Origin of the sequence: Diplocloster modestus (assembly GCF_019042245.1) — a bacterium.
Taxonomy (GTDB): Bacteria; Bacillota; Clostridia; order Lachnospirales; family Lachnospiraceae; genus Diplocloster; species Diplocloster modestus.
The window spans coordinates 34,370-53,676 of sequence record NZ_JAHQCX010000018.1 but is presented as its reverse complement, the minus strand read 5'-3'; the positions used below and the strand labels follow the sequence as shown (position 1 = coordinate 53,676).

Genomic DNA, 19,307 nt, shown 5'->3' with positions numbered 1-19,307 from the left:
GAACAATTCGAGGTCGCTAAAGCTTCATATCATAGGATATTATGGATAATTGCAGATTCAGACGAACTTGGGAATCATCAAAATCCTCTTCAAGAAGCTCCCGTATCTTATTCAGACGGTAATTAATGGTGTTACGGTGGACATACAGAGAGTTAGCGGTTTCACCCACATTCTGATTGTGCCGGAAATAACAGCGGAGCGTATCGATATAAGAACTTTTTTCATGAAGGTCCGTTTCCAGGAGTATTTCGAATGATTGGCAGCGGTATAACTGGCGGTCATCCCTGTTATAAGCATGCTCCAGCAGCAGATTCGGCATATATCTTTCATAAGGATACAGGTGACGCGGGGTGATTCGGCGCAGATGGGGAAAAAGGCCGCATAAACGGCGGGCTTCCTGAAAGGCCAGGGCCAGAGCCGACAATCCTTCCACGGGATGGCTCAACGCGCACAACATTTGATGGGTTTCCATATAATGATCCATTGCATCACTTAAAAGGTTCTGATAAGCTTTCTGACTGCGGAAACTTAAGATGAAGTAACCGGTGGTTCCGTCAAAGGTGTAGATACACAGATCCGCGGTACGCAGGAAGAACTGGCGCAGATCATCCAGATAGCGGCCGATATAAATTCGGTTATCTTCGCCGCATACACCTGCCACGGCGTTCTGCTGCCGGAACTGTAAATGCATGGACTCAGCCCGGTTGTGTATCATAGCTTCCGACTGCATATTACCCAGAAGCAGATCTTTGGTAAATTCACTTTTCATCTGACCGACTGCGGCAGAGATGGTATTGCTCTCGCTGATTTTAACTGCGCACACCTCCGCTAACATCTGCAGAACGTACAGGTCCAGGGAGGTGATTTTTTTTTCTATTTCCAGAAGAGCAATATAGCCCTTCGTCTTTGAACCGATCTTAATACGGGCCACAACCCGCTTATTGCAGCCTCTGAATGCCTCATCATCAACGAATAGAGGAATGGAGGAGTTCTCCAAACGGTCCCAGAATGCATTGACATCTGTCTGGTTCACTAATTTCATGGGGCTGTAGCTGGTATTTACGATTTCATTCCAGATGGGATCGTCCACTTCCTGGTTTTGGGTGTAGGCTAAAAGCATAAAGGACTCGTCCGTGATCATCAGTGGATTCTGTAACAGTCGGCGCCCGAACTGCTCCAGTTCATGTAAAGAAGCGCCTCTGGAAACCATGGAAACCAGATCGATATATTCAGAACGAAGAAGCTCTTCCTGGCGGACGGATAGCCTGTGGAACTCCTGAAGCAGCAGGGTTTCCAGGATTTGTACCGTGTAAGAAGAATCCAGAAGCTGGATCTGGCAGCAGGTCCATTCTGGGTTATGGCTGCTGTCCAAAGAAGGGCAGGCCTCTGCCGGATAGATAATTACACCAGACTGTACCGGTAGAGAACCGGACAATGGGGATTCTCCGGGGGCGGCCAGGTATACATAATTTTCTCCCAGCGCCGGTGACAGGGGAGAGGCGGCGGACATTACCCCTGTAATGTCCGAAAATGAGGCTGGATCGCCGGTAATCAACCGATAAGGGATCTGTTTTTCTTCCATAAATAAAAAGATGTTCAGCATTCGTTAGCTCCCTGGGCCATAAGATAGAATTTTTTCTTTGTTTTTGTGTTATTCCTATTTTATCCGTTCCTGACGGATATTTCAATGTCCTTCTTATGTTTGTGCCGTAGGCAACCGTTAAAGCCCGCAGATTCCCGGAGCTGCCGCAACCAAAGGGAGGCCCGGTGCCAATTTCAGACTTCAATTCCGTGGGTATGTACCGATGTTTAAGCTCATATAATATATCAATGGAAACAAGGGACTTAATCAAATGAAATTTCTGGTCTTTATCTCTGATTTTATAATACCGCTTATGATATTTTACATAGTCGGGCATGGGATTTTGATGAAAAAAAACGTCTATGATGATTTCGTCAAAGGAGCAAAAGACGGATTCAAGACAGTGATACGGATCATGCCTACGCTGATCGGGCTGATGGTAGCGGTAGGTATTCTAAGGGCATCGGGGTTCCTGGATATGATTGCCGATGTTTTGGGGAGATTCACAAATGTAATCCATCTGCCGTCGCAGCTGGTGCCGTTAATTATTGTCCGGATGTTTTCCTCCTCTGCGGCTACTTCTCTGGTACTGGATATCTTCAAGCAGTACGGGCCGGATTCTGTCCTGGGGACGATCACTTCGATTATGATGAGCTGTACCGAGACGATCTTCTATACCATGAGTGTATACTTTATGACGGCTAAAGTGACCAAGACAAGATATACGCTGGCCGGAGCGCTGGTGGCGACCTTTGCCGGGGTGGCGGCGAGCCTTATACTGGCCGGGATGCTTTAGGAAGGGTTAAGTATGATTGGAATAATTGGAAAAGATAATAAGGAAAGTCTTTCGCCCTATATTGTTATCTGGTACAATTAAAAAAGCGGGGTTTACGAAGCAGCGTTGGCTGTTTTGGGCGGCGCGTGTAAGCTGCAGAATGGATTTTTGGACAAAGGAGTATGTATTATATGCGGATAGAGGAGATGTTTCAGCCGGGGAAGCCGGTGCTTTCTTTTGAGATCTTTCCGCCTAAGCGGAACCGGGAACTGGAAGAGATCGACGATACATTAAAAGTGTTATGTGAGCTGGAGCCGGATTTTATCAGCGTGACATTCGGGGCCGGCGGCAGCGGGATCAGCAGCCGGACGGTGGAACTGGCGAAGAAGATCCGTAAGGATTATCATGTGGAGCCGCTGGTTCATCTGACCTGCCTGAATTATACGAAGCGGGAGATCTGTGAGATTCTGGATGAGCTTAAGGAGGCGGGACTTGAGAATATTCTCGCGCTGCGGGGTGACCGGAACCCCGATGCAGAACCAAAACAGGATTTCCGGTATGCAAGCGATCTGGTAACATTTATCCGTGAATACGGCGGATTCCATATCAGCGGCGCCTGTTATCCGGAAGGGCATATGGAGGCGGAGAACCAGATCCAGGATATACGGAATTTAAAACATAAGGTCGACGAGGGAGTCAGTCATCTGGTTTCCCAATTGTTCTTCGACAATGAATTTTTCTATGGATTCCAGGAGAAGGCCCGGATCGCGGGGATCGATGTCCCCATCGAGGCCGGTATTATGCCGGTTATCAATAAAGCCCAGATCGAGCGGATGGTGTCCCTGTGCGGCGCGTCTCTGCCCCCGAAGTTCAGACGGATCATGAGCAAGTATGAAAACAGGAGGGATGCCCTCTTTGACGCGGGGATGGCCTATGCAGTGAGTCAGATCGTGGAGCTGTTATCTAATGATGTGGATGGGATACATATATTTACCATGAATAATCCGAAAGTGGCAAAGAGGATATGTTCAGAGATCAGGAATTTGATATAGTCGAAAGGGGACATGTCCATTTCGGTTTGGGACATGTCCTCTTTTTACTTTTTATGTCCTCTTATTAGTCTGCGCGAGTCAACTTCCGGGGACAGGCCCCTTCCGCCATTTGTTACCTGGTAAGCCTATTTTTCTGACGGAATGTGCCAGTCCCCTCTCTATTTTGGACATGTCCCCTTTTGTTGTCTTTACATCCATCCAAGAGCTTCCACCCCTAGATAGATCATTTCCTCGTCCGCGGCTTCCGGATGCAGCTGATTGCCGATCACACGCTTCAGTTCATGGTAAGGTATCATACAGGACTTGATTCCGGTGGTGGTCATAGGGCATACATCAAAATAATGATGTTTGACTATTTCAAAGTTTCCTTCATTTAACTTCTTCAGTTCTTCCAGAAGAGCGGTCCGTTTTTGGGGATCTTTTTCAATCAGCAGTTTCAGGTCCGCCAGCGCCATCCGGTAAATCACAGCGTTTCTGCGGTTTGCGCACAGCAGCTTCTGAATGTGGTTGACATTGGACCTGCGGGCGCCGCCCTTTTTAAGCTGATCCAGCAGATCTGACAGATCACGGATGATGTCTTCCGTAACCGCCATGGCTTCCCGGATTGCCGGCTCATCCTGGGATTCCACCTTGTGGGCGGCGAAGGGCAGGTACTGGGGGAAGATATTTAACTGACTCTCGTGTATGGTCAGCATATGCTGTAAAGCAAAGAGCACCCGGTCTGCGTATTCTCCGTACAGATGCTCGCAGCAGGCCCGGTAGAATGCGCCCTCCTCCATCTGTCCGCCCCAGGGGTAATTCGCGTGTACCATCAAATGCAGGAAGAAACCGTACCACTCGAACATAAATCCATTGGAACCTCCCACCATAAGCTCGGCGGCTTCCCTGTGCTGCCGCACGTCCTCCTCGATGTACTGCTGCAGCGGCTCGCTGTCACAGCGCAGACCGTTGCTGCGGAAGGTGCGGATCAGACGGCCGAAGCAGGCGGAGATGCCGTTGGATTCTGTGTCACGGCCTACGATGCGTTCCGGTCCGAAGGCGTCGATCCATTTCAGAAATTCGCTTTTGGGAACGTAGAGGCCCGGTGACCAGAAGAAGACTACGTCCTCAGGGATAGCCGCCTTGATCCGTGCCATATCCTCCCCGGACTTGATCAGCGGATTCTGGCGGAAAGCCCGGATTCCGATCACACAGTCCGGGTTCTCTTCCCTGACCAGCGCATAGATTTCCTGAAACAGTGAAAAGCTGGCCTGGAACATGGCCTCCGACGGCGTCTGGCCATTCTTCAGGAAGTTTTTTTTGCAATCGTCACAGTCGCAGAACCAGGACGCTTCTTCGCTTTCCTCAAAATCGATCCCGTCAAATCCAAGCTGCACTACTCTGCGGATGCAGTCCTTCATATAGTGGATGTTCTCCTCCCTGGAAAAGCACATCCGGTCAAAATCATTGATATAAGAGGAGCCTTCCGGCAGAACCATCCGTTTCTCCTTATGCACGCACGGATAACCGCCGGAGTAGCTGTTCAGGCCCATATAAGCGTATACCTTTACACCCAGGTCATGGGCATCCGCGATCAGCTTCGAGAGAAATTCATCCGCCAGGTTCGGATGGGTAAAGGTGGTGGACAGGAAAGCGTCCGCCTCCGCATTGTACAGCTGCACCTGTACATCCCGGAATTCGGACTCCGGATAACCAGGCATGTGAAAGGGCCAATAGCCATAGATGCATAAGTTAAATTGGTTGATTTTCAAGTCCGCGCAGACGTTCAGATACTCCAGCCACTCCTCATAGTCAAACAGCTGCATGTCAAATCCGATCCGCCCGTATCCGGAATACCAGGTCAGGCAGTTGGACAGGCTGCGTTTTTCTATGAGCGGCCAGTCTGTGATCTCGCACAGGCTCAGGGTATAGCCATCCGGTTTCTGAATCAATAGCTGTTTTAAAGTAGACAGGCCGTGTCCCAGTCCCTCTCTCGTGCCGCACTGCAGGTACGTCTTGTCCCGGCCTACCAGCAGCCGGTAGCCCTGCAGCCGAAACAGCCGCTCCGGCGCTTCTACGGGTATGGAGGCGAAGGACGTAATCTGGATTTCATAGCCATTTCCAACGGAAAGGCCGGGAAGATCCCAAAGCTTGCGTTTTAAAAGTCCTTCTGTGTTATATTCCCTGTAGCCGGTCAGACATATGCTTTGAAAAACCTTGGATGTACCATCCAGGTTTTGTATTTGTTTTGGTTCTGGTATCAGCATAGCATCCCTCCTGTTTTTATTTCTCTGCCTTTTTATGAGAAGGTTGGCTTAAGGGACGGCATCCGCCGTCCCCGTCAAACCATTTGGGGCTGTTTCCCGGTTAATTATAGTAATCTTTCAGCGCTTCTACCTGTGCGGCCTTCTCGCTCATATAATCCGCTACGTTGTCTCTCGTCACCAGCACCACGTCCGGATTGTAGGTGTCGGATTCGAAGGTTTCCCCCCGGTACAAGGCCAGACCTGCCGTGACCGCCTGTACGCCCATAGCGATGGGATCCTGCACCACAGTACTCTGCAGTGTGGAATTGGGATCTTTGAGGGCCTCATAGATCGCGTCGGAATCGTCTACGCCGAAGAGTGCCACATCCTGCCTTTTAGCCGTGACGATGGCGGAATTGGCTCCCTCCACCTGGGTCTGGTTTGAGGCGAAGATTACATCCAGGGTATCTTTCCCGTATACCTGCAGGATATCATCGGTCAGCGTCATCATGTTCACCGCGCTGAAATCCGTGGGGAACTGCTCGTCAACAATCTCAATGCCGGGATACTCTGCTAGGACTTCCTTGAAGCCCTCGGCACGGTCTATCATGCTGGTCGTCGTCTTGGAGGACAGGATCGCGATGGTTCCCTTGGCCTCCCCGTATTTTTCCGTCAGGTATGCCACCGCATTTTCCCCGGAGGTTCTGCCGATCTGTTTATTGTCGGAGGCGATCCAATAGTCCACCCCTTCTTTGGTTCGGATGTCACAGCTGACAATGATGATCCCCTTATCCTTTAGTTCCTGGAAGGTTTTTACCATACTGGTATCGTCTGTTTCCTCCGTAATCAGGATCTTACAGCCCATGGCGATCAGATCCTCCACCTGTTCCACCATAACGGAAGCGTCCCCGCCGTGATAAAGTTCATGGAATTCACAGCCTGCCTCATCTGCCGTCTTATGCGCGGCAGCTCCCATATCCATAAAATAAGAAATAGTGGAATAATTGGCAAAGCCAATGATCGGGTTGTCGTCAGCTGCAGCCGCAGCCGGCGCTGGTGTCGCCTCCGGTTCTTCCGGTTCGCCAGACGCCTGCGCAGGTTCTGCCCCGGCAGGTTCCGCCTGCGGCGTCTTTTCCTTTGAGCCGCAGCCGGCCAGCGTGGTGAGCACCAGGATCAGCGCCAACAGGGAACATAAGGTTTTCTTCTTCATAATACAGATTCCTCCTTTCATGGTTGCGAGCATGCTCTCATTTCTGTGAACATTAGCTTCTGTTTCCGCGAGCATAGGCTCATACTTTTTTCTTTGTATAGATCAGAGCTGCGACGATCAGCGCCACCGCTTTGACTACTAACTGCCAGAATGAACTGACTCCGTTCAGATTCAGGGCGTTGCCAAGTACGGTTATGAACATGGCTCCGATCACCGCTCCCAGGATACTCCCCTGCCCTCCATAGAGATTGATTCCGCCCAGGATAACCGAAGCGATGGCGTCCATCTCCAGCCCTTCGCCCATGGCCGGGTCTCCCATATTCATCCGCGCCGCGTAGATCACCCCCGCAAGGGCGGCAAACATACTGCAGAGGGCGTAGGCCGTTATCTTGGTTTTCAGCACACCGATGCCGGCCAGACGGGCAACCTCCTCGTTTCCGCCGATGGCATACAGATATTTCCCCAGAACCGTCTTGTTCATCAGTAAAACTATAATGATAACGAGAACGATCATGAGAATGGCAGGAATGGGGATGGGACCCAGATACCCCCGCCCAATGTCTGTAAAGCTGTCGGGAAGTCCGATGATCTGTGCCCCGTCGTTGTACAGATAGGCGGCTCCTCTGGCCGCATTCATGGTAGCCAGGGTCACGATCATGGCGGAGATATTAAACTTCGCGATGATAATCCCGTTCAGCAGCCCGAATACGATTCCGAAAAGGACGGCCAGCAGCACCGCGGCAAAGGTGGGCAGGTTCCAAAAGGAAACTCCCCCGGCCGCCACCATGCCGGACAGGGCCACCAGAGCGCCCACGGACAAATCGATTCCCGCGGTAATGATCACGATGCCTTCTCCCAGAGCCAGAATAATGACAGGACTGACCTGACGAAGAACATTCAGGGCATTCTGGGTCGTCAGAAACTGTTTGCTCATCGCGGACGCTGCGGCGATCAGCAGGACCAGCAGATATAAAACACCGAATTTCAATAAATGATTGCTTATGGAAAAATGCCTTTTCATTCCGGTTCCATTCCTCATACTCTCACACTCCTAACGTAGCCAGTTTCATAACCGCTTCCTCCGAGACGGTTTCTCCCGCCTGCCTTACGATTTCCCCGGTAATGCTGCCATTTCGCATGACCAGAATCCGATCCGCCAGGGAAAAGAGCTCCGGCATCTCGGAGGATATGGCCAGGACCGCCATGCCTTCATCCCGCAGTTCCCGGATCAACCGATGGATCTCCGACTTCGATCCCACATCAATGCCCCGGGTGGGCTCATCCAGAATCAGCAGCTGCGGCCCCAGAGCGAGCCACTTTGCCAACACTACCTTTTGCTGATTTCCGCCCGATAGTGTCTCGGCCCATGCATTTTCACCTGAAGTCTTGATCGCCAGATGCTCCATATACCGCGCTACCGTCTCGTTCAGCCGTTTTCCGTTTATGACTCCCAGTTTGCTTACCTGCCCGTATATAGGCATTCCGATATTGTTTTTCACCGACATGGACAGACAGACCCCCTCATGCCTCCGGTCCTCCGTTACCCAGGCGACTCCCTCTAAGATCATGCGTTTGGGCGTCAGCTTTCCCATCCGCTTTCCGCCCACCAGTACCGTTCCCTGCTGCATGGCGCGCAGGCCGTGAAGAGTACGGATCATCTCTGTGCGTCCGGAGCCTATGAGTCCAAAGATACCTACGATCTCTCCGGCATAGATCTTCAGATTCAGGCCTTTGAGCTCAACCTCACCGTACTGCCTGCTGCAAAGGTCCCGGACTTCCAGTACCAGCCTCCTGTCGCCCTCAAACTGCGGACTGCTGTATTCGTCATGAATATCGCGGCCGACCATGAACTGAACCATATGTTCAATGGTCACGTCCTCTGTCAGCTCCCGGCGGACCAGCTGGCCGTCCCGAAGAACCGCAATGCTGTCGCAAAGCTCCTTGATCTCATCCAGTTTATGGGAAATGAAAATAATCCCGGCTCCCTGTTCCCGCAGCATGGGAAGAATCCGTTTGAGACAGATCATCTCTCGTTCCGTGAGGGATGAGGTGGGCTCATCCAGTATCAGCACTTCGATGGTTCCCGCCAGGCTTTTGCAGATCTCCACCAGCTGCTTTTGCGCGGAGGAGAGCTCCGCCACTTTTTGGTTCACGTCAATGTCAATCTCAAACTGCTTGAGAATCTTCCGGGCTTCTTCCCGGCACTCCTGCTTTCGGATAATCCCCGGCCCTTTCCGCAGCTCCTTTCCGAGAAAAATATTTTCCGCTACCGTCATTTCCGGTAAAAGAGACAGCTCCTGATGTACGATCTGGACGCCATACTGGGATGCCTGGGCCGGCGTCAGATGGGAATAGGCTCTTCCGTTTAAAAGGATAGTACCGGTATCGGGTTTAAGCGCTCCGGACATAATGTTCATCAGAGTGGATTTCCCGGCGCCGTTTTCACCGATCAGGCCCAGAATCTCCCCTTTTTTCAACGTCAGACTCACCTGCTGGAGCGCTGCGGTCCCGCCGAAGCGTTTGCTGATATCCTGCAGCTCGACCACGATCTGTCCTCTGTTTGTTTGATCCACCTTCACACCACCTTCCCTTTTTCGTTTACTTAGGTGTTATTTAAATTTTATCGGTTTCCACCCATGCAAACAACTGCGCCAATTCTCAATTATGTGTGAAAATTCAAAGACTTTCTGACATTTACTTTTGTTTGTCTGAAATTGTCGAAAAATTACGCTATTTTTCTGATATCAGGACCGTTTGCTAAAAAATTGACACACTTTTGCATCTATGTTACGATGCATTTAGAAAGGGAGGAATGAGGGGGAGTTACTGTGAACGAGATACTTCGTCTGGACCACGTCCAGTTCAGCGACACTTATGGCAATCTGCTAAGTAATTTCAATTTCAGCGTACAGGAGGGCGAGATTCACGGCATCATCGGTGATTACGGCGTCACTCATTCCACACTGTGCAGTCTGTGTACTGGAACTCTGCAGCCGGAGCGGGGACAGATCTACTACTGTGATCAGCCCGTGGGTCGGCTGTCCTTTGCGGAATCCAGGCAAAAAGGGCTGTATGCCATCGCCAGCGGAAAGAATCTGCAGGGAAATATGAACGTGCTGGAGAACATCTATCTCATCGCCCGCCGGCAGTTTGGATGGCAGTTCCGGCGCCGGCAGATTGCCAGGCAGGCGCTGCAGTACCTGGAATTTTTTGATATCCCCATACCTCTGCAGGAGTGTGCGGACAATCTCACGGATTTGCAAAGCTGCATGGTTTCCATGACAGGCGCCATCATCGCCGGGGCTAAGCTGTTCATTCTGGATGAGATTACCTCATCCTTAAATGAACAGGACGCCATTGCTTTCCAGAAGGTCTTATCCTGCCTGAAATACAAGGGCCTTTCCGTCGTCTGTATGGTGCACCGCATCGAAGAGCTGGTACGCTACACGGACAGGGCTACGCTGGTCAAGAATGGGACCACGGTCCGATGTATGGAGAAAAATGATTATTCCTATGACAAGATGCTTGCCATGCTTTTGATCTGACAGGAGGTGCTTACGATGTATAAGATACTGATTGCAGACGATGAATTCTGGGTAACAGCCCTGGTACGCAACAGCATCGACTGGACCGGTATGAACCTGGAGCTGGCGGGAGAGGCGGAAGACGGCGGCGAGGCCTATGAGAAGATTCTGCGCCTGCGGCCGGATATCGTCATCACCGACATCCGGATGCCGGGACTTAGCGGAATCGAGCTGATGGAGAAGGTCCGGCTGACCGATCTGAAGGTGGAGTTCATTATCTTGAGCGGATATGACAGTTTTGCCTATGCCCAGGCCGCTATGAAGTACAATGCTGTCAGCTTCGTACTGAAGCCTCTTGAGGAAGAAGAACTCCGCCAGGCGCTGCAAAGCGCAGTGGAGCGGATCAGCAGCCAGCAGATCATCCGGCAGACGGCGTCACAGGCACAAAGCCGGCAGGAAGAGATGCGCATGGAATTTCTTCTCAGGACGGTCCGATCCGGGGACGAGGAAAATTATGCTCTCTCGCTGGAGGGAATCAATCAAAAATATGACTGCCATTTCCGGGACGGCCACTTTTTCGTCATGATTACCCATATGGAGCGGATCCCAAAACCAGTTCTTCTGCAGCAGATCACTGACGCTTCCCTCCGCCTGCTGAGGGACTGCGCTTATGACAGCTATGCCTTGCAGGACGGCCGCCGCCTGATTCTGATGATCAATACTGCGTTCACGCCTTCGGAGGACTATACCCGTCTGGCAAAGGAGCTCTTCCGGTGCCAGGGTAGTCTGTGCAGACCTGCCGGCATCCAGCTCACGGCTGCCCTGGGACCTGTCTCCAATAGCTGGCCCCTGCTTCACCAATCTTATGAGGTGGCTTTTTGTCTTTTGCGCAATCGTTTGAATGACGGGTGGGGCCGCCTGTATATCTGGAGCAAACCGAAATCCGGCCATGACAACCCGCACAACCGTCTTTCTGTCCGCAGGGAGCTGCAGCTTACGACACTTATGGAAACCTTTGAAACTGAGGAACTGGAACAGAATCTGAACGATATCACAGACCAGATGCTGCAGATCTCCGGGAAGAGCAGTGATCTTTTTTCCATGCTGGAACAAATCAGCAAGCTGTACTGCCACACGGCAGCCCAGATGTGTATTGGCTCCCAGATCGGACTGCTGACGGCCCGGGAATATCTGGAGCGTATGGAGGAGTGTGACACGATCCAGCAGATGAAACGCTCGATGCGGGAATTGTTTGTTCTTCCTCTTCGCGCTTATTACCAGGAGCATGCCCGTGATGAGACGAATATTTCAGCTCAGATGAAGCGGTATGTGTCCCGGCATTATCAGGAAAATATTCGTCTGATAGACGTGGCGAACCAGCTCTACCGGACTCCCTCCTATATTGGTTACATATTCAAGCGGGACACGGGTACCAGTTTTTCAGAGTACGTGGCCGCATATCGGATCAACATGGCCAAGACCTACCTGACGGATACCCAGCAGACCATTGCGGGTGTGGCTGAGGCTGTGGGCTTTGGCGATATGCGCCATTTCAGTAAGACCTTCCAGAAGCTGGTGGGCATGACTCCCTCGGCCTACCGTAAGAAATCCGGCAGGTGATTCTATGAAAAAGAAAACCAGAACACAGACCTATTCCGGACAAAGACCTGTTCGTCTTCATATCAACAGTGTACTGCTGCTGGCCCTCATGCTTTTTCTGGTGGGGGGAAGTGCGGCTGTTGTGCTGTACGCTGTATTCCGGCCGGATTCCCTGCCCGTACTGCCCCTGAAGCTGCTTGCGGTATTGTTCTGCGGCCTCTGCTTACTGGTGCTGGGGTTTTATATTTTTGCCGTCTATCTGCCCACACGCCGCCTAAATGCGGCCCTCCATCAGATCACGGACGGGGATTTTGATCATCTCCTATCGGAAGAGGGGATCACGGAGCTAAGCGGCATGGCGGGTGAATTTAATTCCGTTCTCTTATCCGTCCGGCAGATCATCAACAACGAGTACAACAGTAAACTTCTGAAGAAGAGGGCGGAACTCAATGCGCTGCAGAGCCAGATCAACCCGCATTTTCTCTATAATACCATTGACTCCATCCGCGGACAGGCTCTCGTGGACGGCTCCAAACCCATTGCCGACATTGCGAAGGCCCTGGCCTCCATCTTCCGCTACTGTATAGACGCGCCTGATAATCTGGTTACGGTGCAGGAAGAGCTGCAGCATGTGGTCAACTATTTTTCTATCCAGCAGTTCCGGTTCCACAACCGGTTCCGCTTGGCTACGGATTTTGAAGAGCAGAATTCAGATCTGCGCTCCTGCTATCTCCCCAGGCTTACCCTGCAGCCTCTGGTGGAGAATGCCATCGCTCACGGGCTGGAGCCGAAAACCGGTCCTGGAATGGTACGGATAAAACTCCGCGCCTCCCGAAGCCGCCTGATCATTACGGTAGAAGACGATGGAATAGGGATAGAAGCTGCCCAGCTGGAACGGATTAACAACGCATTGCTCGTCTCGGATAAAAAATTGCTGGATGGCTCTCCAAAGAAAACGTCAGGAAACCGGTGTGCCCTCCTGAATGTGAATGAGCGTATCCGTATCACATTCGGAGAAGCATATGGCGTCCGGCTGTACAGCACTTACGGTGTGGGAACCCAATGCGAAATCGTACTTCCGATGATCAGTGTAAACCCGGAATACAATTCATAAAATGGACATGTCCCAAACCGGAATGAACATGTCCCAAACTGAAATGGACATGTCCCAAACCGATCTGGACATGTCCCAAATTACGATGTATAATGTGGATAAGTTCCGGGAAGGGAGACCGCGCTGTGGATACGTACCAGACACTGAACGATGTCCTTGTGAATCTGTTTCGAGATATTATGGATCTGGAGCAGAAAGCGATCATAACGGATGAGTTCAAAAATATCAGTAATAATGACATGCACATTATCGATGCCATCGGAGAAGATGGCTGTAAAAGCATGTCCACAGTGGCCAAATCACTGTCCGTCACGGTGGGCACGCTGACCATCGCGATCAACAGCCTTGTGAAGAAGGGATATGTGAGCCGGGAGCGCAGCGAAGAGGACCGCAGGGTCGTGCTGCTCTCACTTTCTGAAAAAGGAAAGAGGGCCTTCCTCCACCATAAGAAATTCCATGATGCCATGATACTAAGGGTATTGGAAGGCCTCAATGAACAAGAGACGGAAGTGCTGGTAAAGGCGCTTCAAAATTTAAGAGGGTTTTTTTACGGACTCTAGCCAGGGGATCATATATTTCTCCACGATATCAAACGGCGCGGGTCCGCATTTTAATAGAAATTCATGAAAATCTTTCAGCTTAAACTGATCTCCCAGGTAATCCTGGGCCTGTTTCCTAAGATCCATAAATTCCAGACATCCCACATAATACTTTAAATAGTTACCGGGAGCCTCCACGATGGCGTGATAAATCTCGCTTACCACATCAGGGTTTGAGATGCCGTAGTCATTCAGATAGGCCGCGGCGTCATCGGGCGTCCAGCCGTCATAGTGAATGCCGATATCCAGATGGGCATAGAGATTCAGGGTAACCGACTGATTCGACTGCAGCAGCTTCGCCAGCGCCCGGTCGATGTCCGCGAACCCATAGGAAATCATTTCCACATAAGTAGCCCAGCCTTCCACATATCCCGGGAAATTCAGCAGGCTGCGGACACAGTCCGGCGAGGTGGAATTCGAATAAACCGTCTGATATAAATGCCCCGGATAACCCTCATGGGCCAAAGTTGTATACAGATCCAGTTTATCCGGTTTGCTGCCCTGATTGATATAGATCACATTAGAGCTCATATCATCAATGGCCGGTGTCAGGTAAAATGCCGGGCTTAAGTGTTTCTCCAGAGAGGGATGCACATATTTCACCGTACAGGATACCGACGGCGGCGTCGGGAAAAACGGTGTCATTTTATTCTGAAGATCCACAAGGATTTCATTGGGGTCCGTCTGAATCCCGTCATAGCTGTCCAGCTGATCCAGAATATCCGGATGCTGTCCGATTACGGCCGCCATGGATTGAAAATCGGCTTTCATCTGTTCATCCAGCATTTCCTGAATCTGCGGAATCGTCCGGGCCGAGCCGGTATCCGACCGGACGATATATTCATAGTATTTCTTGCCGTTTTTAAAATGGCAGAGTCCGTATTCGTTTTTACATTTTTTCTCCAGCGTTTCCAGCCCCCCGATAATTGCCTGATAAGCGGGGATGACATCCTGTTCTACGATTGCAGCGTTCTGCTCTATGTAAGACTGCTTCATGGCATTGTCCAGATCCGGAACAGTCTCCAGTTTTTCCGGGAATATGGTCAGTAAGAAATTACCATCTTCCCCGGAAATATATTCCCTGCACTGGGAAATCACATCCTCCGCAGCATAAGAGGGCATAAAAAGTCCCGCCTTGGCCTTTTCTTTTTCGAAATCCATCAGGCTGGCGTAATATTCATCCAGCTGGGACAGCAGCATCAGATAATTATCCACATCCTGCCTGCTTCGGAACTCATACTCCGCAAACAATACAGGGAGCTGGGCCTGAGTGCCTATCGTAGGGCTTAAAGGCTCCCCATACAGATATAGATCCGCGCAGGAAAGTTCCGTGGTAAAGTAGCTGTCCAGTATATCGTACGTTAACTGATCCTCCAAAGACAGATCCTCATATGGAAAACTATGCAGAACAGCCTGATAATTCTCCATACTCATGACGGCGGCCTGCATAGATTCCTTACTGAAATCACCAAGTGTTATTTTCGGGTCCGTAATCCCATACGCAGCCGGATCGGCCAGTGTATAGTGCAGATTCAGCGTATTACTGGAAATCTCATTTACAAACACATCATGCGTATATTCCTGAAAAGACGTATAATTATTTTTAAGGGTATTTTTTGGAGAGGTAGAATTGCAGCCGCCAGCGGGAAGCAGAAGGGCTGCAGTAAGTAGGAGGGCCAGAACCCGTGTAAGATATTTTTTCATACTGTCTGCCGTTCACATATGATTTCATAATATTCTATGAGGGAAATATGAAAGTATGCCGGTTACTGGGTGGTTTGCTATGGACCGGGGAGAACCTTGGAGGATTGACTCCTTGACAACCTGGTAGCGGTGTGCTAGGCTGAACTATATTAAACATGTACGAAAACGCAGAGAGGAAGAGAGTAAGCCTGTGCGCCTGAATTACAGAGAATTCCCATGAGCTGAGAGGGATGTTCGGGACCTGGTTGAAGATGGCTTCTGAGCAGCGCACCGAGCAGGTTAATCTGTGAGGCTGCGACAGGTCCGCCTGTTATAGCGGGAAGTATGGGAATGGGTACATTTTTATACTCACAGAGGCCTGGTTTCGTGAGAAGCAGGTGAACGGAAGTGGTAACACGGGCAGACGGCCTGTCTTCTTGAAAGAGAAGGCAGGCTTTTTTATTTCAAAGGATAGTGCTCCTATGAAATAAAAAACGCTTCTATGCCGCGTTTTCTAAGTATGAAAGCAAAAACGATAGGAGGAAGTACATTGGGTAATTCAAGAGAAAAATATTATATTACCACAGCAATCACGTACACATCAGGGAAGCCGCATATCGGCAATACGTACGAGATAATCCTGGCGGACAGTATCGCCCGCTTCAAAAGACAGCAGGGCTACGACGTATTTTTCCAGACAGGGACCGATGAGCACGGTCAGAAAATAGAGCTAAAAGCTGAGGAGGCTGGCATAACGCCGAAGGAATTTGTGGACGGCGTGGCAGGGGAAATCCGACGGATCTGGGACCTGATGAATACCTCCTATGATAAATTTATCCGTACCACGGATGCGGAACATGAAAAACAGGTGCAGAAGATTTTTAAAAAATTATATGATCAGGGAGACATCTATAAGGGTCATTATGAGGGACTTTACTGCACTCCCTGCGAGGCATTTTTCACCGAGTCCCAATTGGTAGACGGCAAATGCCCCGACTGCGGCAGGCCTGTGCAGCCGGCCAAAGAAGAGGCCTATTTCTTCCGTATGAGCAAATACGCCGACCGGCTGATCCAGCACATTAATGAGCATCCCGAATTCATCCAGCCGGTATCCAGAAAAAATGAAATGATGAACAACTTCCTGCTGCCCGGACTGCAGGACCTGTGCGTATCGAGGACCTCCTTCCAATGGGGGATCCCCGTGGATTTCGATCCGAAGCATGTGATCTATGTATGGCTGGATGCGCTGACCAACTATATCACCGGAATCGGCTATGACTGCGACGGCAGCTGTACCGGGCAGTTCAAAAAAGACTGGCCTGCAGACCTGCATCTGATCGGCAAAGACATTATCCGTTTCCATACCATCTACTGGCCTATATTCCTGATGGCGTTGGACCTGCCGCTGCCGAAGCAGATATTCGGTCATCCCTGGCTGCTGCAAGGCGACGGCAAAATGAGTAAATCCAAAGGAAATGTCCTGTACGCGGACGACCTGTCGGATTTCTTCGGTGTGGACGCAGTCCGCTACTTCGTCCTCCACGAGATGCCCTTTGAAAATGACGGTGTAATCTCCTGGGAACTGATGGTAGAGCGCCTGAATTCCGATCTGGCCAACACGCTGGGCAACCTGGTCAACCGGACGATCTCCATGTCCAACAAATATTTCGAAGGAATCGTAAACAATGCCGGAGCTTCCGAGCCGGTAGATGATGAATTAAAATCCGTCATTTTGGAAGCCCCCAAGAAAGTGGCTGATAAGATGGACGGTCTGCGTGTGGCTGACGCGATCAGTGAGATCTTCGCTATATTCAAACGCTGCAATAAATACATCGATGAAACCGAGCCCTGGATACTGGCAAAGGATGAGGCCAAAAAAGACCGGCTTGCCACCGTGCTGTACAATCTGGTGGAAGGCATCTGTATCGGAGCAGCCCTGTTAGAACCCTTCATGCCCGCCACTTCCGGCAAGATCCTGTCCCAGCTGAATGCGCCGGTCAGAAACTTCGACGTCCTGGACACATTTGGAACCTACCCTTCCGGAACCAAAGTCATCGAAAAACCTGAGATTCTCTTCGCCCGCCTGGACTTAAAAGAGGTAATGGAAAAAGTAGAAGCCATGCAGGAGGCAAACGCGGCCCCTCAGGAAGAAAAGCCAGAAGAACCCGGTATCGACATTGAGCCGAAAGAGGAGATCACCTATGACGATTTTATGAAAATGCAGTTCCAGGTAGGCGAGATCATAGCCTGCGAGGAGGTGCCCAAGTCCAAAAAATTATTATGTTCCCAGGTACGCATCGGGGGCCAGGTAAAACAGATCGTATCCGGAATCAAAGCCCACTATAAACCAGAAGAAATGGTAGGCAAAAAGGTAATGGTCCTCGTAAACCTTAAACCGGCCAAGCTGGCGGGAGTACTCTCAGAAGGAATGCTCCTGTGTGCAAAAGACGCGGACGGAAATCTGGCTCTGGTAACCCCCGAAAAACCTATGCCCTCCGGAGCAGAGATCTGCTGATAATCGGTTCTCCAAAAGCAGAAAGGAAAGTATTCATGATACAACCAAAATTTGAACGTATATTAGAGGAGCTGAAGATGACTCTGAGTGAAGTCAGCGAAGAGCAGGTGGCCCGGATGGTAGAGTACATTGTGAAGGCGCCCCATATCTATTTCGCTGGTGTCGGACGTTCCGGCAATCTGATCCGTACCTTTGCCATGAGAATGATGCATGCAGGGCTGAATGCCTACGTGGTAGGCGATACCGCAACGCCGGGGGCCCAGACGGGAGATCTTCTGATCGTCGGAAGCGGTTCCGGTGAGACGGAGAGTCTGAAGGCCTATGTGGCCAAAGCGAAACGGCTGGGGCTTAGTGTAATTACGATTACCAGCTTCGCGGACTCCAGTCTGGCCCAGGCGGCGGACCATGTGCTTCAGATACCCGCACCCACACCGAAGTCAGATAAGGCCAGCAGATTTACATCATTCCAACCCATGGCCAACCTGTATGAGCAGTCATTTTTGATTTGTCTGGACGCCATCAGCATGGAGGTGATGGAAGCACTGGGCCTTGATTCGGACACCATGTTTAAGCGGCATGCCAATCTGGAGTGACATATGGAGATGACGAAGATATTTGAGAGCCACGCCCATTATGATGACGAGGCGTTTGACGAAGACCGGGAGGAACTGCTGGGGAAAATGCAGCAGCAGGGAATCGAATACATTATCAATATAGGAGCGAATATAGATTCTTCCAAAAAGACGGTGGAATTGACGGAAAAATACCCGTTTCTGTACGGCGCAGTCGGGGTTCATCCCAGTGATACTGCGGAATTGGACGAACAGAAGATCGGCTGGCTGAAATTGCAGTGCGAAAGACCGAAAATCGTAGCGGTAGGAGAGATCGGCCTGGACTACTACTGGGATGAGCCTGAGCGCCCAGTGCAGCGGAAGTGGTTCTGCCGCCAGCTGGATCTGGCCCGGGAGGTGAAGCTTCCGGTGGTCATTCACAGCAGGGATGCAGCAAAGGACACGCTGACGATCATGAAGGAAATGCATGCGGAAGAGATCGGCGGAGTGGTTCACTGCTTCTCCTACTCCAAAGAGATGGCGGAAGAATACCTGAAGTTAGGATTCTATATCGGGGTTGGCGGAGTGGTTACGTTTAACAACGCTAAAAAATTAAAAGAGGCTGTGGAATTCCTGCCTATGGACAAGATCCTGCTGGAGACTGACAGCCCGTACCTTACCCCGGTGCCAAACCGGGGGAAGAGGAATTCCTCCCTGAATCTGCCGTACATAGCCCGGCAGATCGCAGAGCTGAAAGGAATCTCTTACGAACAGGTCGTAGAGATCACAAACCGGAATGCCCGAAAATTATTCTTCCGGAATTAAAAGTACCAAAGGGGACATGTCCAAATCAGTTTGGGACATGTCCAGACTGAAAT

General features: G+C 50.8%; 15 protein-coding genes. 9 read left to right on the top strand and 6 right to left on the bottom strand.

The features are described from left to right. Positions 1–16 precede the first annotated feature (16 nt). Positions 17–1,603: a PucR family transcriptional regulator gene (locus KTH90_RS20230; protein WP_158351294.1), complete on the bottom strand. Its 1,587-nt coding sequence runs from the start codon at positions 1,601–1,603 to the stop codon at positions 17–19. 250 nt (positions 1,604–1,853) lie between these two features. Between KTH90_RS20230 and KTH90_RS20225 the strand changes: the two genes are divergently transcribed. Then, complete coding sequence (locus tag KTH90_RS20225; protein ID WP_158351293.1) at positions 1,854–2,378, top strand: nucleoside recognition domain-containing protein; 525 nt, start codon at positions 1,854–1,856, stop codon at positions 2,376–2,378. A gap of 170 nt (positions 2,379–2,548) precedes the next feature. After that, positions 2,549–3,409: a methylenetetrahydrofolate reductase [NAD(P)H] gene (metF, locus tag KTH90_RS20220; protein WP_158351292.1), complete on the top strand. Its 861-nt coding sequence runs from the start codon at positions 2,549–2,551 to the stop codon at positions 3,407–3,409. Between the two features lie 188 nt (positions 3,410–3,597). On the opposite strand, the gene KTH90_RS20215 is transcribed toward metF, so the two are convergent. From KTH90_RS20215 to KTH90_RS20200, 4 genes are all read right to left on the bottom strand, one after another. Then, positions 3,598–5,655 carry a glycoside hydrolase family 20 zincin-like fold domain-containing protein gene (locus KTH90_RS20215; protein ID WP_238727371.1) on the bottom strand — a complete coding sequence of 686 codons (2,058 nt, stop codon included), beginning with the start codon at positions 5,653–5,655 and terminating at the stop codon, positions 3,598–3,600. Positions 5,656–5,755: 100 nt separating this feature from the next. Beyond that, a complete protein-coding gene (locus tag KTH90_RS20210) occupies positions 5,756–6,844 on the bottom strand; it encodes a sugar ABC transporter substrate-binding protein (RefSeq protein ID WP_238727370.1) in 1,089 nt (362 codons plus the stop codon). Positions 6,845–6,923: 79 nt separating this feature from the next. Beyond that, on the bottom strand, positions 6,924–7,883 hold the full coding sequence (locus tag KTH90_RS20205) for an ABC transporter permease (RefSeq protein ID WP_158351289.1): 960 nt from the start codon (positions 7,881–7,883) through the stop codon (positions 6,924–6,926). Between the two features lie 4 nt (positions 7,884–7,887). Further along, on the bottom strand, positions 7,888–9,417 hold the full coding sequence (locus KTH90_RS20200) for a sugar ABC transporter ATP-binding protein (protein ID WP_238727369.1): 1,530 nt from the start codon (positions 9,415–9,417) through the stop codon (positions 7,888–7,890). Positions 9,418–9,672: 255 nt separating this feature from the next. On the opposite strand from KTH90_RS20200, the gene KTH90_RS20195 reads away from it, so the two are divergent. The 4 genes from KTH90_RS20195 to KTH90_RS20180 all read left to right on the top strand — a co-directional run bounded on the left by KTH90_RS20195 (position 9,673) and on the right by KTH90_RS20180 (position 13,641). Then, positions 9,673–10,389 (top strand): ATP-binding cassette domain-containing protein, encoded by a 717-nt coding sequence (locus KTH90_RS20195; protein WP_238727368.1) that lies wholly within the window; start codon positions 9,673–9,675, stop codon positions 10,387–10,389. A 15-nt stretch (positions 10,390–10,404) separates the two neighbouring features. Beyond that, a complete protein-coding gene (locus KTH90_RS20190; RefSeq protein WP_238727367.1) occupies positions 10,405–11,988 on the top strand; it encodes a response regulator transcription factor in 1,584 nt (527 codons plus the stop codon). 4 nt (positions 11,989–11,992) lie between these two features. Continuing rightward, a complete protein-coding gene (locus KTH90_RS20185) occupies positions 11,993–13,081 on the top strand; it encodes a sensor histidine kinase (RefSeq protein WP_238727366.1) in 1,089 nt (362 codons plus the stop codon). A gap of 125 nt (positions 13,082–13,206) precedes the next feature. Continuing rightward, complete coding sequence (locus KTH90_RS20180) at positions 13,207–13,641, top strand: MarR family winged helix-turn-helix transcriptional regulator (protein ID WP_330656124.1); 435 nt, start codon at positions 13,207–13,209, stop codon at positions 13,639–13,641. On the opposite strand, the gene KTH90_RS20175 is transcribed toward KTH90_RS20180, so the two are convergent. After that, positions 13,615–15,384 (bottom strand): DUF885 domain-containing protein, encoded by a 1,770-nt coding sequence (locus tag KTH90_RS20175; RefSeq protein ID WP_158351283.1) that lies wholly within the window; start codon positions 15,382–15,384, stop codon positions 13,615–13,617. The two genes, KTH90_RS20180 and KTH90_RS20175, sit on opposite strands and share 27 nt — an antisense overlap. Before the next feature lie 529 nt (positions 15,385–15,913). On the opposite strand from KTH90_RS20175, the gene metG reads away from it, so the two are divergent. The 3 genes from metG to KTH90_RS20160 are packed head-to-tail and all read left to right on the top strand — an operon-like array spanning position 15,914 to position 19,254. After that, positions 15,914–17,878, top strand: coding sequence for a methionine--tRNA ligase (metG, locus tag KTH90_RS20170; protein ID WP_238727364.1), 1,965 nt, complete (start codon positions 15,914–15,916; stop codon positions 17,876–17,878). Positions 17,879–17,913: 35 nt separating this feature from the next. Next, positions 17,914–18,471 carry a 6-phospho-3-hexuloisomerase gene (hxlB, locus tag KTH90_RS20165; protein ID WP_158351281.1) on the top strand — a complete coding sequence of 186 codons (558 nt, stop codon included), beginning with the start codon at positions 17,914–17,916 and terminating at the stop codon, positions 18,469–18,471. A gap of 3 nt (positions 18,472–18,474) precedes the next feature. Then, the gene (locus KTH90_RS20160) at positions 18,475–19,254 is read left to right on the top strand and encodes a TatD family hydrolase (RefSeq protein ID WP_158351280.1); all 780 of its coding nucleotides are present in this window, start codon (positions 18,475–18,477) and stop codon (positions 19,252–19,254) included. Positions 19,255–19,307: the final 53 nt, after the last annotated feature.

Bases quoted from the DNA above. Each gene is read 5' to 3' on its own strand.
- KTH90_RS20160 (WP_158351280.1), top strand. From the start codon at position 18,475: ATGGAGATGACGAAGATATTTGAGAGCCACGCCCATTATGATGACGAG.
- KTH90_RS20185 (WP_238727366.1), top strand. From the start codon at position 11,993: ATGAAAAAGAAAACCAGAACACAGACCTATTCCGGACAAAGACCTGTT.
- KTH90_RS20190 (WP_238727367.1), top strand. From the start codon at position 10,405: ATGTATAAGATACTGATTGCAGACGATGAATTCTGGGTAACAGCCCTG.
- KTH90_RS20205 (WP_158351289.1), bottom strand. From the start codon at position 7,883: ATGAGGAATGGAACCGGAATGAAAAGGCATTTTTCCATAAGCAATCAT.
- KTH90_RS20215 (WP_238727371.1), bottom strand. From the start codon at position 5,655: ATGCTGATACCAGAACCAAAACAAATACAAAACCTGGATGGTACATCC.
- KTH90_RS20230 (WP_158351294.1), bottom strand. From the start codon at position 1,603: ATGCTGAACATCTTTTTATTTATGGAAGAAAAACAGATCCCTTATCGG.
- hxlB (WP_158351281.1), top strand. From the start codon at position 17,914: ATGATACAACCAAAATTTGAACGTATATTAGAGGAGCTGAAGATGACT.
- KTH90_RS20225 (WP_158351293.1), top strand. From the start codon at position 1,854: ATGAAATTTCTGGTCTTTATCTCTGATTTTATAATACCGCTTATGATA.
- KTH90_RS20210 (WP_238727370.1), bottom strand. From the start codon at position 6,844: ATGAAGAAGAAAACCTTATGTTCCCTGTTGGCGCTGATCCTGGTGCTC.
- metF (WP_158351292.1), top strand. From the start codon at position 2,549: ATGCGGATAGAGGAGATGTTTCAGCCGGGGAAGCCGGTGCTTTCTTTT.
- KTH90_RS20175 (WP_158351283.1), bottom strand. From the start codon at position 15,384: ATGAAAAAATATCTTACACGGGTTCTGGCCCTCCTACTTACTGCAGCC.